The organism is Stenotrophomonas sp. PS02298, assembly GCF_029959445.1.
In the GTDB taxonomy this organism is placed as follows: domain Bacteria; phylum Pseudomonadota; class Gammaproteobacteria; order Xanthomonadales; family Xanthomonadaceae; genus Stenotrophomonas.
Window position 1 is genome coordinate 1 of sequence record NZ_JASCOR010000099.1, and the last position, 16,558, is coordinate 16,558.

General features: G+C 61.6%; 12 protein-coding genes, 1 tRNA gene and 1 pseudogene. All 14 read right to left on the bottom strand.

The window, feature by feature from the left end:
- On the bottom strand, positions 1-217 hold a 217-nt coding region (locus tag QMX78_RS14270), incomplete at its 3' end, for a GTP-binding protein (RefSeq protein ID WP_282270669.1).
- Between the two features lie 50 nt (positions 218-267).
- Positions 268-2,409, bottom strand: coding sequence for an elongation factor G (gene fusA / locus QMX78_RS14275; RefSeq protein ID WP_282270671.1), 2,142 nt, complete (start codon positions 2,407-2,409; stop codon positions 268-270).
- A 135-nt stretch (positions 2,410-2,544) separates the two neighbouring features.
- Positions 2,545-3,012, bottom strand: coding sequence for a 30S ribosomal protein S7 (gene rpsG, locus QMX78_RS14280; RefSeq protein WP_057630019.1), 468 nt, complete (start codon positions 3,010-3,012; stop codon positions 2,545-2,547).
- A gap of 10 nt (positions 3,013-3,022) precedes the next feature.
- Positions 3,023-3,397 carry a 30S ribosomal protein S12 gene (rpsL, locus tag QMX78_RS14285; RefSeq protein WP_004145320.1) on the bottom strand — a complete coding sequence of 125 codons (375 nt, stop codon included), beginning with the start codon at positions 3,395-3,397 and terminating at the stop codon, positions 3,023-3,025.
- A gap of 229 nt (positions 3,398-3,626) precedes the next feature.
- Positions 3,627-7,850, bottom strand: a complete 4,224-nt coding sequence (gene rpoC / locus QMX78_RS14290; protein WP_282270676.1) for a DNA-directed RNA polymerase subunit beta' — start codon at positions 7,848-7,850, stop codon at positions 3,627-3,629.
- 89 nt (positions 7,851-7,939) lie between these two features.
- Positions 7,940-12,130, bottom strand: a complete 4,191-nt coding sequence (gene rpoB / locus QMX78_RS14295; protein ID WP_282270678.1) for a DNA-directed RNA polymerase subunit beta — start codon at positions 12,128-12,130, stop codon at positions 7,940-7,942.
- 313 nt (positions 12,131-12,443) lie between these two features.
- A complete protein-coding gene (rplL, locus tag QMX78_RS14300) occupies positions 12,444-12,809 on the bottom strand; it encodes a 50S ribosomal protein L7/L12 (RefSeq protein WP_282270680.1) in 366 nt (121 codons plus the stop codon).
- A gap of 63 nt (positions 12,810-12,872) precedes the next feature.
- Positions 12,873-13,409, bottom strand: coding sequence for a 50S ribosomal protein L10 (rplJ, locus tag QMX78_RS14305; protein WP_282270681.1), 537 nt, complete (start codon positions 13,407-13,409; stop codon positions 12,873-12,875).
- Between the two features lie 478 nt (positions 13,410-13,887).
- Positions 13,888-14,586, bottom strand: coding sequence for a 50S ribosomal protein L1 (gene rplA / locus QMX78_RS14310; RefSeq protein WP_282270683.1), 699 nt, complete (start codon positions 14,584-14,586; stop codon positions 13,888-13,890).
- A 4-nt stretch (positions 14,587-14,590) separates the two neighbouring features.
- Positions 14,591-15,019 (bottom strand): 50S ribosomal protein L11, encoded by a 429-nt coding sequence (gene rplK / locus QMX78_RS14315; RefSeq protein WP_057630030.1) that lies wholly within the window; start codon positions 15,017-15,019, stop codon positions 14,591-14,593.
- Between the two features lie 193 nt (positions 15,020-15,212).
- Positions 15,213-15,773 carry a transcription termination/antitermination protein NusG gene (gene nusG, locus QMX78_RS14320; protein ID WP_057630031.1) on the bottom strand — a complete coding sequence of 187 codons (561 nt, stop codon included), beginning with the start codon at positions 15,771-15,773 and terminating at the stop codon, positions 15,213-15,215.
- A 10-nt stretch (positions 15,774-15,783) separates the two neighbouring features.
- The gene (gene secE, locus QMX78_RS14325; RefSeq protein ID WP_282270689.1) at positions 15,784-16,194 is read right to left on the bottom strand and encodes a preprotein translocase subunit SecE; all 411 of its coding nucleotides are present in this window, start codon (positions 16,192-16,194) and stop codon (positions 15,784-15,786) included.
- Between the two features lie 50 nt (positions 16,195-16,244).
- Positions 16,245-16,320 (bottom strand) — tRNA-Trp (locus QMX78_RS14330).
- A 104-nt stretch (positions 16,321-16,424) separates the two neighbouring features.
- Positions 16,425-16,558, bottom strand: a pseudogene (tuf, locus tag QMX78_RS14335) (elongation factor Tu); the annotation flags it as partial.

A 16,558-nucleotide genomic window follows, 5' to 3' on the forward strand; every position in this document is an offset into this window, starting at 1 on the left:
CGGATTCGTACTCAACGTGTGCGGTCGAGATCGTGATGCCACGTGCCTTTTCTTCCGGCGCGGCGTCGATCGAGGAGTAATCCTTGAACTCGCCACCGAAGCGCTCTGCACCGATCTTGGTCAGTGCTGCGGTCAGGGTGGTCTTGCCATGGTCGACGTGGCCGATGGTGCCGACGTTGACGTGCGGCTTGGTGCGCTCGAACTTGCTCTTGGACATTGTTGTTCCTTGATTATCTATAACTTGGAAGGAGAGGCTGAGTCAGAGACTCAGCCCTTCTTGATGACGGTTTCGGCGATGTTGTTCGGCGCCGGCTCGTAATGGTCGAATTCCATCGTGAAGGTTGCGCGACCCTGGGTCTGCGAACGCAGCGCGGTGGCGTAACCGAACATTTCGCCCAGCGGGATCATCGCATTGATGATGCTGGCCGAGCCGTCACCGGTGGTGCCCGAACCCTGCAGAACGCCACGACGGCGGCTTACGTCGCCCATCACGTCACCCTGGTAGTCTTCCGGGGTCACGATCTCGACCTTCATGATCGGCTCCAGCAGAACCGGCTTGGCCTTGGCGAAGCCCTGCTTGAAGGCCATCGACGAGGCGAGCTTGAACGCCATTTCCGAGGAGTCAACGTCATGGTACGAGCCGAACACCAGCTTGACCTTGACGTCCACCACCGGGAAGCCAGCCAGCGGGCCGCTGGTGATGGTTTCGCGCAGGCCCTTTTCCACGGAAGGAATGAATTCCTTCGGGATCACGCCGCCGGTGATGTCGTTGATGAACAGGAAGTCATCCTTGATGGCGCCAGCCAGCTTCGGATCGGCACGGTCTTCAGCGGTGATCGGCGACAGCTCGATCACGACGTGACCGTACTGACCCTTACCACCGGACTGCTTGGCGTGCTTGTAATCCGACTTGACGTCAGCCAGCTGGATGGTTTCGCGGTAGGCCACCTGCGGCTTGCCGACGTTGGCTTCAACGTTGAACTCGCGCTTGAGGCGGTCAACGATGATGTCCAGGTGCAGCTCGCCCATGCCGGAGATGATGGTCTGGCCGGATTCTTCGTCGGTCTTGACGCGGAACGACGGATCTTCCTGTGCCAGACGGCCCAGCGCCAGACCCATCTTTTCCTGGTCCGACTTGGTCTTCGGCTCGACGGCCATCGAGATCACCGGCTCCGGGAACACCATGCGCTCAAGCACGATCGGTGCCTCGAGCGAGCACAGCGTGTCACCGGTGGTGGTGTCCTTCAGGCCCACGGCAGCAGCGATGTCACCAGCCAGAACTTCCTTGATTTCCTCGCGGTTGTTCGAGTGCATCTGCAGGATGCGGCCGATACGCTCCTTCTTGTTCTTCACCGAGTTCAGCACGGTGTCGCCACCGTTCAGGGTGCCCGAGTAGACACGGAAGAAGGTCAGCGCGCCAACGAACGGATCGGTGATGATCTTGAACGCCAGCGACGAGAACGGAGCCTTGTCGTCCGACTTGCGGGTCATCTCGATGGAGTCGTCGTCGACGTCGGTGCCCTTCACGTCAGGCACGTCAACCGGCGACGGCAGCAGCTGGATCACGCCGTCCAGCATGGCCTGCACGCCCTTGTTCTTGAACGCCGAACCGCAGAACATCGGCACGATTTCAACGGCCAGCGTACGGGTACGCAGCGCGTTGATGATCTCGGCCTCGTCCAGCTCTTCGCCGCCCAGGTACTTTTCCATCAGCTCTTCGCTGGCTTCAGCCGCGGTCTCGATCATGAAGGTGCGGGCTTCTTCAGCCGCCGCCTGCAGATCAGCCGGGATTTCGCCGTACTCGAACTTCATGCCCTGCGAAGCCTCATCCCAATGGATGGCCTTCATCTTGAGCAGATCGACCACGCCCTTGAAGCCTTCTTCGGCACCGATCGGCAGCTGCATCGGCACGGCGACGGCGCCGAGCTTGGCCTTCAGCTGGTCACGGACCTTCAGGAAGTTGGCACCGGTACGGTCCATCTTGTTGACGAACGCGATGCGCGGAACCTGGTACTTGTTGGCCTGGCGCCACACGGTCTCGGACTGCGGCTGCACGCCACCAACGGCACACAGCACGAACACCGCACCGTCGAGCACGCGCAGGGAGCGTTCGACTTCGATGGTGAAGTCAACGTGCCCGGGGGTGTCGATGATGTTGAAACGGTGCTCCGGCAGGGACTTGTCCATGCCCTTCCAGAACGCGGTGGTAGCAGCGGACTGGATCGTGATGCCACGTTCCTGCTCCTGCTCCATCCAGTCCATGGTGGCGGCGCCATCATGCACTTCACCGAGCTTGTGGCTCTTGCCGGTGTAGAACAGGATGCGCTCGGACGTGGTGGTCTTGCCGGCATCGATGTGGGCCATGATGCCGAAGTTACGGTAACGCTCGATAGGAGTGGTGCGGGCCACGGGAGCCTCTCAATTTCTTGGAATTCGGATGGCCGAACGCCGCCTTGCGGCGGCCTTCGGATTTAAGCAGCGCTCAAAGCGCTACAAGTAGCACCACATGGGTGCCAGGGGCCCTGTTTCCAAGGCCCCTACAACTCACCAGCGGTAGTGAGCGAAGGCCTTGTTCGCTTCCGCCATACGGTGGGTTTCTTCGCGCTTCTTGATGGCGCCGCCACGGTTTTCCGAAGCGTCCAGCAGTTCAGCAGCCAGCTTGCGCGGCATGGTGTTCTCGCCGCGCTTACGCGCCGAGTCGATCAGCCAACGCATGGCCAGGGCCATCTTGCGCGAAGCGCGCACTTCGACCGGCACCTGATAGGTGGCACCACCGACGCGACGCGACTTCACTTCCACGCCCGGAGCAACGTTGTCCAGTGCCTTCTGCACCAGCTCGATTGCGTTCGGGTTCTTTTCGCTGATCACGTCCATGGCGCCATAAACGATCTTTTCAGCAACGGACTTCTTGCCGCTCAACATGACCATGTTGATGAAGCGGGCAATGGTTTCGCTCTTGTGCTTCGGATCCGGCAGGACCGAACGCTGGGGAGTATTACCTTTACGTGACATGTCTTATTCCTCAGGCCTTCGGACGCTTTGCGCCGTACTTGGAACGCGCCTGACGACGCTTGGCGACGCCGGCGGCATCGAGCGAGCCACGGACGGTGTGGTAACGCACACCCGGCAGATCCTTGACGCGACCGCCGCGGATCAGGACCACGGAGTGCTCCTGCAGGTTGTGGCCTTCACCACCGATGTAGGAAATCACTTCTTCCTGGTTGGTCAGGCGGACCTTTGCAACCTTGCGCAGAGCCGAGTTCGGCTTCTTCGGAGTGGTGGTGTACACGCGCGTGCAGACGCCACGGCGCTGCGGGCACTTGTCGAGCGCCGGCGAGGCACTCTTGTAGGTGGTAGCTTGACGCGGCTTGCGTACCAGCTGGTTGATCGTCGCCATCAGTAGGTTCTTCTGATTGGGGCCGCCAAAAAACGGCCAGGATGCGGAAATTGTAAAGCAGGCCAAAATTTTGGCCTGCTGAGACAGACGATTGTAGCAACTTGTCAAGAGCCCAGTCAAACAGGCCCATGCCAAGCCAGCCCCGATCCAGAGCCGTTACAGGGGTATCTCCATATTCCCCGTTCAGGTCGAACTGCCGATCCGCGAACGGACCGGCCGATCAAACTACTTACTCTTCACCAGTCGCCGGTTCAGCTTCCGATGCCACGACCGCCGGTTCAGCGACCACCGCCGGAGCGGCCAGGGTTGCGATTTCCGAATCGGTCAGACCCGACGCGTTACGACGGCGCTGGGCGTGGTACGCAAGGCCGGTACCCGCCGGAATCAGGCGGCCGACGATCACGTTTTCCTTCAGGCCGCGCAGGCCATCGGAGGTACCGCGCACGGCAGCCTCGGTCAGCACGCGGGTGGTTTCCTGGAACGAAGCCGCCGAGATGAACGACTCGGTGGCCAGCGATGCCTTGGTGATACCCAGCAGCACCGGCTCGAAACGTGCCGGCAGCTCGTTGCGGGCGATCAGCTTGGCATTCTCCTCGATCACGCGCTGGCGCTCGGCCTGCTCGCCATTGAGGAACTTGCTGCTGCCCTGGTCAACGATTTCCACCTTGCGCAGCATCTGGCGCGAGATCACTTCAATGTGCTTGTCGTTGATCTTCACGCCCTGCAGGCGGTAAACGTCCTGGATTTCCTTGACCAGGTAACGGGCCAGTTCTTCCACGCCCTTCAGGCGCAGGATGTCCTGCGGGCTCGGCTCGCCGTCCACCACGGTTTCACCGCGGGTCACGTGTTCACCTTCGAACACGATGATCTGACGGTACTTCGGAATCAGCTCTTCGTGCTCCGAACCATCAGTGTCCTTGATGATCAGGCGCTGCTTGCCCTTGGTGTCCTTGCCGAAGCTGATGATACCCGAACGCTCGGCCAGGATCGCCGGGTCCTTCGGCTTGCGGGCTTCGAACAAGTCGGCAACGCGCGGCAGACCACCGGTGATGTCGCGGGTCTTCGAGGCTTCCTGCGGGATCTTGGCAACCACGTCGCCCACGCCTACCGGCGCGCCATCCTGCAGGTTGACGATCGAGCGCGGCGGCAGCAGGTACTGCGCCGGCAGGTCGGTGCCCGGGATGGTCAGGTCATTGCCCTTGCCATCGACGATGCGGACCAGCGGGCGCAGATCCTTGGCCTGCGAGCCACGACGCTTCGGATCGGTGATTTCGCGCGAGGCCAGACCGGTCAGTTCGTCGGTCTTCTCGATCACGGTCACGCCATCGATGAAGTCGATGAAGCGCACGAAACCAGCCACTTCCGACACGATCGGGTGGTTATGCGGATCCCAGTTGGCCACGGTCTGGCCAGCCTTGATCTCAGCACCGTCCTTGACGCCGATGCTGGCACCGTACGGCAGCTTGTAGCGCTCACGCTCACGACCATGCGGGTCGAGCACGGAGATTTCACCCGAACGCGAGACCGCAACCAGCGAACCGCTGGTCTGCTCGACGTGCTTCAGGTTGGAGAACTTCACCGAACCGGTGGTCTTGACGGTGATGTTGTCGACCGCAGCCGCACGCGATGCCGCACCACCGATGTGGAACGTACGCATGGTCAGCTGGGTACCCGGCTCACCAATCGACTGTGCGGCGATGACGCCGACCGCTTCACCGATGTTGACGATGTGGCCACGGGCCAGATCGCGGCCGTAGCACAGGCTGCAGACACCGAAGGACGAGGCGCAGGTGATGGTCGAGCGGACCTTGATGGTCTGCACGCCGGCTTCTTCCAGCTTGTTCACCCACTGCTCGTCGAGCACGGTGTTGCGGGTCACGATCGGATCTTCGTCGTTGCCCGGCAGGAAAACGTCCTCGGCCACGACGCGGCCCAGCACGCGATCCTTCAACGGCTCAACCACGTCGCCGCCTTCCACGATCGGAATCATGGTCAGGCCTTCGGTGGTGCCGCAATCAACCTCGGTGATCACCACGTCCTGCGCCACGTCGACCAGACGACGGGTCAGGTAACCCGAGTTCGCCGTCTTCAACGCGGTATCGGCCAGACCCTTACGGGCACCGTGGGTGGAGTTGAAGTACTCCTGCACGTTCAGGCCTTCACGGAAGTTCGCCTTGATGGGCGTCTCGATGATCGAGCCGTCCGGACGCGCCATCAGGCCACGCATACCGGCCAGCTGACGGATCTGCGCCTGGCTACCACGGGCACCGGAGTCGGCCATGATGTACAGCGAGTTCATCGACTTCTGGTCGACCAGCTCACCGTCGCTGCCCACGACCTTCTCGGTACCAATGGTTTCCATCATCGCCTTGGCGATGCGCTCATTGGTGCGCGACCAGATGTCGACCACCTTGTTGTAGCGCTCGCCAGCGGTGACCAGACCGGACTGGTACTGCTCCTGGATTTCCAGCACTTCGGCTTCGGCTTCGCCGAGGATGCCCTTCTTCTCGTCCGGGATCAGCATGTCGTCGATGCCGATCGACACGCCAGCGCGGGTTGCGTAGGCATAGCCGGTGTACATCAGCTTGTCGGCGAACACCACGGTGTCCTTCAGACCCAGCAGACGGTAGCTCTGGTTGATCAGGCGCGAGATGTTCTTCTTGGTCATCTCGGTGTTGCACAGCTCGAACGGCAGGCCTTCCGGCATGATCTCGCTCAGCAGCGCACGGCCGACGGTGGTGTCGACGATCGAGGTCTTCTTGACCTTGTTGCCGTCTTCGTCACGCTCGACCTGCACGATGCGCACCTTGACGCGGGCGTGCAGCTCAACCAGGCGGTTGTCGTAGGCACGCTTCACTTCGTCGGTGTTCGCGAACACCATGCCCTCGCCCTGCTTGTTCACCAGCGAGCGCGCCATGTAGTACAGGCCCAACACGACGTCCTGCGACGGCACGATGATCGGCTCGCCGTTGGCCGGCGACAGGATGTTGTTGGTGGACATCATCAGCGCACGCGCTTCCAGCTGGGCTTCCAGCGAGAGCGGCACGTGGACGGCCATCTGGTCACCGTCGAAGTCGGCGTTGAATGCGGTACAGACCAGCGGATGCAGCTGGATGGCCTTGCCTTCGATCAACAGCGGTTCGAACGCCTGGATGCCCAGACGGTGCAGGGTCGGCGCGCGGTTCAGCAGCACCGGATGCTCGCGGATGACTTCTTCCAGGACGTCCCAGACTTCGCCTTCTTCGCGCTCGACCAGCTTCTTGGCGGCCTTGATGGTGGTGGCCAGGCCACGACGCTGCAGCTTGGCGAACACGAACGGCTTGAACAGCTCAAGCGCCATCTTCTTCGGCAGGCCGCACTGGTGCAGCTTCAGGTACGGACCCACGGTGATCACCGAACGGCCCGAGTAATCGACGCGCTTGCCCAGCAGGTTCTGGCGGAAGCGGCCCTGCTTGCCCTTGATCATGTCGGCCAGCGACTTGAGCGGGCGCTTGTTGGTGCCGGTGATGGCACGGCCGCGGCGACCGTTGTCCAACAGGGCGTCAACCGATTCCTGCAGCATGCGCTTTTCGTTGCGCACGATGATGTCCGGAGCGTTGAGCTCCAGCAGGCGGCGCAGGCGGTTGTTACGGTTGATGACGCGGCGGTACAGATCGTTCAGATCCGAGGTCGCGAAGCGGCCACCGTCCAGCGGAACCAGCGGACGCAGGTCCGGCGGCAGCACCGGCAGCACGGTCATCACCATCCACTCCGGGCGGTTGCCCGACTCGAGGAAGGCTTCGACCAGCTTGATGCGCTTGGTCAGACGCTTGAGCTTGGTTTCCGAACCGGTCGAGGCGATTTCCTCGCGCAGGCGGACCATTTCGGCCTGCAGGTCGATGGTGCGCAGCAGTTCGTACACGGCCTCGGCGCCCATGGCGGCGTCGAAGTCGTCGCCGTGCTCCTGGCGCGCCTGCAGGTACTGTTCTTCGGTCAGCAGCTGGCGGCGCTCCAGGGCGGTCAGGCCCGGCTCGGTCACCACGTAGGCTTCGAAGTACAGCACGCGCTCGATGTCACGCAGGGTCATGTCCAGCATCAGGCCGATGCGCGACGGCAGCGACTTGAGGAACCAGATGTGCGCGACCGGCGATGCCAGGTCGATGTGGCCCATGCGCTCGCGGCGCACCTTGGCCAGGGTGACTTCGGTGCCGCACTTTTCGCAGACGACGCCGCGGTGCTTCATGCGCTTGTACTTGCCGCACAGGCACTCGTAGTCCTTGACCGGTCCGAAGATGGCGGCGCAGAACAGGCCGTCACGTTCCGGCTTGAAGGTACGGTAGTTGATGGTTTCCGGCTTCTTCACTTCGCCGAAGGACCACGAACGGATCAGGTCCGGCGAGGCCAGCGCGATCTTGATCGCGTCGAAGTCCAGCGTCTGGCGCTGCTGGTTGAAGAGGTTGAGCAGGTCTTTCATGGTGTTCTCCGAAAGGAGGAAATCTGTGTCGATGGGCTGTCAGTCAGTGCTGGCGGCGCTGCTGCATCACTGCAGCAGCGCCTGCGCAATCAACCGCCTTCCAGTTCCATGTTGATGGCCAGCGAGCGGATTTCCTTCACCAAAACGTTGAAGGATTCCGGCATGCCCGCAACCATCTCGTGCTCACCGTCGACGATGTTCTTGTACATCTGGTTACGGCCCTGTACGTCATCGGACTTCACCGTCAGCATTTCCTGCAGGGTGTAGGCCGCGCCGTAGGCTTCCAGTGCCCAGACTTCCATTTCACCGAAGCGCTGACCACCGAACTGCGCCTTGCCGCCCAGCGGCTGCTGGGTAACGAGCGAGTACGGACCGGTCGAACGGGCATGCATCTTGTCGTCGACCAAGTGGTTCAACTTCAGGTAATGCATGTAGCCGACCGTGGTCTTGCGGTCAAAGGCTTCGCCGGTGCGGCCGTCATACAGCTGCATCTGCGTCTTGCTGGCGTTGAAGCCCAGGCGAGCGGTTTCCGGTGCTTCATCCGGGTAGGCCAGGTTCAGCATTTCGCGGATTTCCTCTTCCGCCGCGCCGTCGAACACCGGGGTTGCCATCGGCACGCCGTCGGTCAGGTTCTTGGCCAGGTTCAGCAGCTCTTCGTCGCTGAACTGGGACAGGTCCACGCGCTGCTCGGAGATGGCCGAGTCATGGTTGTAGATCTTGCCCAGGAACTCACGCAGTTCGCTGACCGCACGCTGCTGTTCCAGCATGCCCTGGATGCGCTTGCCCAGGCCCTTTGCGGCCCAGCCCAAGTGCACTTCCAGAATCTGGCCGATGTTCATACGCGACGGCACGCCCAGCGGGTTCAAGCAGATGTCCACGGTGTTGCCGTCAGCCATGTACGGCATGTCTTCGACCGGCACCACGTTGGAGACCACACCCTTGTTACCGTGGCGGCCTGCCATCTTGTCACCCGGCTGGATGCGGCGCTTCACGGCCAGGAACACCTTGACCATCTTCAGCACGCCCGGTGCCAGATCGTCGCCCTGGGTGATCTTGCCGCGCTTGTCGGCGAAGCGACGCTCGAATTCCTTCTCGTGTGCCTGGATCTGCATCTGGGCACGTTCGATGGCGTCGGACGCGTCATCGTCCTTCATGCGCAGGGTGAACCAGTCGGACTTCTTCAGGCCGTCCAGGAACGCGTCGGTGATCACGTCACCCTTCTTCAGGCTGGCGCCGCCGTTGGCAACCTTGCCCACGAGCTGCGAACGCAGACGTGCGTAGATGGCGCCTTCCAGGATGCGGAACTGGTCGTCGAAGTCCTTCTTGACGCGCTTGATCTCGTTTTCCTCGATCTGACGTGCGCGCTTGTCCTTCTCGATGCCGTCGCGGGTGAAGACCTGCACGTCGATGACGGTGCCGTCCATGCCCGGCGGAACGCGCAGCGAGCTGTCCTTAACGTCCGAAGCCTTCTCGCCGAAGATGGCGCGCAGCAGCTTCTCTTCCGGGGTCAGCTGGCTCTCGCCCTTCGGCGTGACCTTGCCAACCATGATGTCGCCGGCGCGCACTTCCGCACCGATGTACACCACGCCGGATTCGTCCAGACGGTTCAGCGCCTGCTCGGACACGTTCGGGATGTCGGCGGAAATTTCCTCCGGCCCCAGCTTGGTGTCACGCGCAACGCAGGTCAGTTCTTCGATGTGGATCGTGGTGTAACGATCTTCCTCGACCACACGCTCGGACAGCAGGATGGAGTCTTCGAAGTTGTAGCCGTTCCACGGCATGAAGGCGATCAGCATGTTCTGGCCCAGCGCCAGCTCACCGATGTCGGTGGACGGGCCATCGGCCAGCACGTCGCCGCGCGCGATCACGTCACCCACGTTCACCAGCGGACGCTGGTTGATACAGGTGTTCTGGTTCGAACGGGTGTACTTGATCAGGTTGTAGATATCCACGCCGGCATCTGCCGGATCGGTGATCTCGTTCTCGTTGGCCTTGACCACGATGCGGCCGGCGTCGATCTGCACGATCTGGCCACCACGCAGGGCGTTCACGGTCACACCCGAGTCACGCGCCACGGCGCGTTCGATACCGGTACCCACCAGCGGCTTCTGTGCACGCAGGGTCGGCACGGCCTGGCGCTGCATGTTGGCGCCCATCAGTGCACGGTTCGCGTCATCGTGCTCCAGGAACGGAACCAGCGCGGCAGCGACCGACACGGTCTGCATCGGCGAGACGTCCATGAAGTGGACTTCTGCCGGCGGCTTGAGCAGCGACTCACCCTGGAAGCGGCACGGTACGAACTGCTCGGTGAGCATGTTCTTGGCATCGGTCAGGGCATTGGCCTGGGCGATGACGTACTCGTTTTCTTCGATGGCCGACAGGAACTCGACTTCGTCGGAGACCTTGCCGTCATGCACCTTGCGGTACGGGGTTTCCAGGAAGCCGTACTTGTTGGTGCGTGCGAACACGGCCAGCGAGTTGATCAGGCCGATGTTCGGGCCTTCCGGCGTTTCGATGGTGCAGACGCGGCCGTAATGGGTCGGGTGCACGTCGCGGACTTCGAAGCCAGCGCGCTCGCGGGTCAGGCCGCCCGGGCCCAGCGCCGAGACGCGACGCTTGTGCGTCACTTCCGACAGCGGGTTGTTCTGGTCCATGAACTGCGACAGCTGCGAGGAACCGAAGAATTCCTTGATCGCGGCAGCCACCGGCTTGGCGTTGATCAGTTCCTGCGGGGTCAAGCCTTCCGACTCGGCCATCGACAGGCGCTCCTTGACCGCGCGCTCGACGCGGACCAGGCCCACGCGGAACACGTTCTCGGCCATTTCACCGACCGAACGCACGCGACGGTTGCCCAGGTGATCGATGTCATCGACCACGCCGCGGCCGTTGCGGATCTCGGTCAGCACCTTGATCACGTCCAGGATGTCCGAACCTTCGCCGTGTGCGGCGACCAGGCGCTTGGATTCCTCGTCGTTACGCTCACCGAAGTACTTGCGGTCGTACAGCACCGACTCACCGGTGACTTCCTTGCGGCCGACACGACGGTTGAACTTCATGCGGCCAACCGTGGACAGGTCGTAGCGCTCGAAGGTGAAGAACAGGTTGTGGAACAGGTTCTGCGCGGCGTCCTTGGTCGGCGGCTCGCCCGGACGCATCATGCGATAGATTTCGACCAGCGCTTCGAGCTGGGTCTTGGTGCCATCAATGCGCAGGGTGTTGGACAGGTACGGGCCACGATCCAGATCGTTCACCCACAGCGTGCCCACTGCATCAACGCCCGCCTTGCGGAAGTTCTGCAGCTGTTCGTCGCTGATTTCGTCGTTGGCCTGGGCCAGCAGTTCACCGGTGTTGGCATCAACCACGTCGTGCGACAGGATGCGGCCGACGATGTAGTCGTCCGGCACGGCCAGGGCGGCAATGCCCGAGGCCTGCAGCTGCTTGATGTGGCGCGCGGTGATGCGCTTGCCGGCTTCCACGATGACCTTGTCGCCGTCAGCCAGGTCGAAGTTCAGCGTTTCGCCACGCAGACGCTCCGGCACCAGCTCCAGCTGCACGCCTTCGTCCGGGTTGATGTGGAAGGTGTTGACCTCGAAGAACTCGGCCAGCATCTCTTCGTTGTTGTAGCCCAGCGCACGCAGCAGCACCGACACCGGCAACTTGCGGCGACGGTCGATACGGGTGAACAGTGCGTCCTTCGGGTCGAACTCGAAGTCCAGCCAGGAGCCGCGGTACGGAATGATGCGGGCGCTGTACAGCAGCTTGCCCGAGCTGTGGGTCTTGCCACGGTCGTGGTCGAAGAACACGCCCGGCGAACGGTGCAGCTGCGACACGATGACGCGCTCGGTACCGTTGACGATGAAGGTGCCGTTGTCGGTCATCAACGGGATTTCGCCCAGATAGACCTCCTGCTCCTTCACGTACTTGATCGCCTTGGTGGACGATTCGCGGTCGTAGATGACCAGACGCACGGTGACGCGCAGCGGCGCGCCGTAGCTCATGCCACGCTGGCGGCACTCGCGCTCGTCAAACACCGGATCGCCCAGCTTGTAGCCGACGTATTCCAGGGCAGCATTGCCGCTGTAGCTGGAAATCGGGAACACCGACTTCAGCGCAGCATGCAGGCCGTGGTCGGAGCGCTTGGCCGGGTCGATGTTTTCCTGCAGGAATTCGCGGTACGAATCAACCTGGATCGCGAGCAGGAACGGCACCTCGAGGATCGAGCGCTGCTTGCCGAAATCTTTGCGGATGCGCTTTTTTTCGGTGTACGAATAGGACGTCATGAGGTCTTCCACCTTGTTGTGCGAGCCGTGCGTCCACGACCCGTAAGGAAATCTTGAAATTGTCAGTTGGAAGTCGCTGGTATTGCCGGCACCAGCACGCCTTCTATTGCTACTTCCAACTGCCAACTCGCTTGTATCGGCTGCGGGTCACCCCATCGTCTGGGGCGCAGCGCCTGACACTTGCCACGTTGGTCTTTCTATTGCCTGCCAGGCACGCCCGGCATTACAACGGTTTGAAACGACCAAAGGCCGGGGGCTTTACGCCCCCAGCCTTGGCTGCATCGCCGTAAATCGATGACGATGCAAGAACTGATTACTTCAGCTCGACGGTCGCGCCGGCGGCTTCCAGTTCCTTCTTGAACTTGTCGGCGTCTTCCTTCGAAGCGCCTTCCTTCACGACGCCGCCGGCTTCAGCCAGGTCCTTCGCTTCCTTCAGGCCCAGGCCGGTGATGGCGCGGACGGCCTTAATCACTTCGACCTTCTTCGCGCCGGCATCCTTCAGGATGACGTTGAATTCGGTCTGCTCTTCAACAGCAGCAACCGGGCCAGCAGCAGCAACTGCAACCGGGGCAGCAGCCGACACGCCGAACTTCTCTTCGATGGCCTTGACCAGCTCCATCACTTCCATCAGGGACTTTTCGGCGATTGCGTCGACGATCTGATCGTTGGTAAGGGACATTTTGATTACCTTTTGAAAATATTCTGGATTGAGGTTCCGTGCGGAACCACGGAGACGTCGAACTTAGACGGCTTCAGCTTCAGCGGCCGGCGCTGCAGCTTCCGCTGCGCCACCTTCCTGCTTCTCACCGATAGCCTTGACGGCGCGGGCGAACATGGTGACCGGCTCGGTCAGGACGCGGGCCAACATGGCCAGGGCCTGATCACGGGTCGGCAACGATGCCAGCACGTCGACGTGGCTGGCCGGGAAAACTTCCCCGCCGATTGCCACGACCTTCGCCTTCAGCTTGTCGTTACCCTTGGCGGCTTCCTTGATCAGGCGACCGGCTGCGCCGGGCTCCTCAAGCGAAAACGCATACAGCAGCGGACCAACCATCTGGTCTTTTGCAACTGCGAAATCGGTGCCTTCAACGGCGCGCGAGGCCAGCGTGTTCTTGACAACCTTCAAGAAAACACCGGTTTCGCGGGCCTGCTTACGCATCGCGGTCATCTGAGCGACCGTGGTGCCAGCGTATTCGGCTGCGATCAAGGAGTGGGCCTTGGCGGCGACGTCTGCCAGCTCGGCGACTACTTCTTGCTTCTGGGACAGATTGAGAGCCATTGCACTCCTCCGTTTAAGCTGGGACTGGGAATTCGGGATCCGGGATTGGCAAGAGCGGCAATGCCACTGCTGCAGGCCTCCCTGGCCGAACCTCAACATCCTGCTTCAAACATATTCCGCTTACGGCTCCTAGCCGTGTGCGGTCCTGGGCGGCATCCGTCCTGGACGCCGGGAACATCGGGTGATGTTCCGGTGGTGGCCGTTCTAGAGCTGGAGTGCAAACCCGGGCAAACCCGGACGTACGTGAACCAGAAAAATCCAGAAGGGCGGCACCATCTACGCAGGGTGATCCGAGAACGAATCGATTAAGCGATCTCGCTGTGCCGGCGGCGACTCCTTGCCAAATCGAGCTTCCATGCCCGTCGCCGGTATGCGCTGACCGCGCCTGCGGTCTTTGACGGCTCCACGCAGGTCACCCTGCGCGACGCCTTCAAAATGACGGCCCCGGCACCAAAGGTACCGAGGCCGCTTCAAACAATTACTTCAGGGACAGCGAGGACTGGTCGACAGTCACGCCCGGGCCCATCGTCGAGCTGACCGACACCTTCTGCAGGTACAGGCCCTTCGAGGTGGCCGGCTTGGCCTTGATCAGGTCAACCAGCAGTGCCTGCAGGTTCGACTGCAGCGCGCCGTTTTCGAAGCTGGCCTTGCCGATGGTGCAGTGGATGATACCGGCCTTGTCGGTGCGGTAACGCACCTGACCCGACTTGGCATTCTTGACGGCTTCGCCCGGGTTGGCCGAAACGGTGCCGACCTTCGGGTTCGGCATCAAGCCACGCGGGCCCAGCAGGGTGCCCAGCTTACCGACAACGCGCATCGCGTCCGGGGTAGCAATGACGACGTCATAGTTCAGATCGCCGGCCTGCATCTTCTCAGCCAGGTCGTCCATGCCGACGGCTTCGGCGCCAGCGACCAGGGCTTCGTCAGCCTTGGCACCGGCCGGAGCGAACACGGCAACGCGGACCGACTTGCCGGTACCGGCCGGCAGCACGGTGGAACCGCGAACCTGCTGGTCGGACTTCTTGGCATCCACGCCCAGACGCACGGCCACGTCGATGGACTCGACGAACTTGGCCTTGGTGGCGGTCTTCAGGATGTTGATTGCGTCCTCAAAGGCGTATGCCTTGCCCGGGACGATAGCGGCCTTGATGGCCTTCTCACGCTTGGTCTGTGCCATCAGATTAACCCTCCACCACCAGGCCCATGGAACGGGCAGAACCCGCGATCGTACGCACGGCGGCGTCAAGGCTGGCAGCCGTCAGATCCGGCTCCTTTGCCTTGCAGATTTCTTCCAGCTGCGCGCGAGTAACCTTGCCCACCTTGTCGGTGTTCGGCTTCTTCGAACCCGAAGAAATGCCAGCGGCCTTCTTCAGCAGCGTGGTCGCCGGGGTGCTCTTGGTGATGAAGGTGAACGTACGGTCCGAGTAGGCCGTGATGATCACCGGCACCGGCAGACCCGGTTCCAGCTTCTGCGTGGCAGCGTTGAACGCCTTGCAGAATTCCATGATGTTCAGGCCACGCTGACCCAGCGCAGGACCGACCGGCGGCGAGGGATTGGCCTGACCGGCCTTTACCTGCAGCTTGATATAACCGACAACTTTCTTTGCCATTAGAGTGCTCTCCGGGTGCTAGCGCCTTGCGACAACAGGCTCCCCATCGGACCGGGAATCACGCGTCCCGGCATCGCGTTGTGAAATCGCACCAAAGGCCACCTCGCGGCAGCCCTTGATTTGCTCCCTCATTGGGGAGCCAAAAATTGTAGCAGCTTTTTTCGTCGCCACCTGAACAGGCGGCGCGCAGCCATCAGATCGCTTTTTCGACCTGGCCGAATTCAAGCTCGACCGGCGTGGCGCGACCAAAGATCAGCACCGAGACGCGCAGACGGCTCTTTTCGTAATTGACTTCTTCGACAACGCCATTGAAGTCATTGAACGGGCCTTCGGTGACACGGACCATCTGGCCCGGCTCGAACAGCACCTTCGGACGCGGCTTCTCGACACCTTCCTGAACGCGATTCAGGATGGCAGCAGCTTCGCTGTCCTGGATCGGCAAAGGACGGTCAGCAGTGCCACCAATGAAACCCATGACCTTCGGGGTTTCCTTGACCAGATGCCAGCTTTCGTTGTCGATACGCGGGATACCGGCTTCTTCGTGGGTCTCGATCTGTACCAACACGTAACCCGGGAAGAACTTGCGCTCGGAGCGGCGCTTCTGGCCAGCGCGCATTTCCACCACTTCTTCCGTGGGGACCAGCACGTCGCCAAAAAGCTCCTGCATCTCGTCACGCGCAATGCGATCACGCAGTGCCTGCGCAACCGACTTCTCAAAACCTGAATAGGCGTGAACGACGTACCAACGCTTCACAGATATCTCCTTAACGACCCAGGAACCACTGGGTCAGCTTCTGGATCACGAAGTCGAAGCCACCCAACAGCAGGCTCAACACGATCACCACCACAACCACCACCCACGTCATGCGGATAGCTTCCTGGCGGGTCGGCCACACGACCTTGCGCAGCTCGAAACGGGATTCAGAAAGGAATTCGATTGCCTGATGGCCCTTCGTGGTCAGCATGAACACTGCACCACCGGCCACCAGACCCAAAACCACTGCCAGCGCACGCCACTGACCGGCCCATGCGCCCAGCTGGGCAGCACGCGGCTGATCGGCAAACCAGAACCAGACAAACAAACCAGCCAGCACCAACAGCGCAGCGCCGACGTACTTGACGATATCGCCACCAGAAGACGCGGCGGGCTTGGAATGTTCGATCTTGCTGTTCATCCGACTCTTGTAGCTGGTGCGACCAAGGTCACTGGATAGAGAGTTGCAAATGGCACGCCAGGAGGGACTCGAACCCCCAACCTGCGGTTTTGGAGACCGCTGCTCTGCCAATTGAGCTACTGGCGTAAAACTTGACTATTACACATCACCTTAGACGGCGAAGGCGGACCGAGGTACCCGGCCCGCCATCCGCGCCGCCAACAGCAGTTACTGCTGGCGCTACAGGCTTATTAAGCGACGATCTTTGCGACCACGCCGGCGCCGACGGTACGGCCACCTTCGCGGATTGCGAAGCGCAGGCCTTCGTCCATTGCCACCGGGTTGATCAGGGTGACAACCATCTTCACGTTGTCGCCCGGCATCA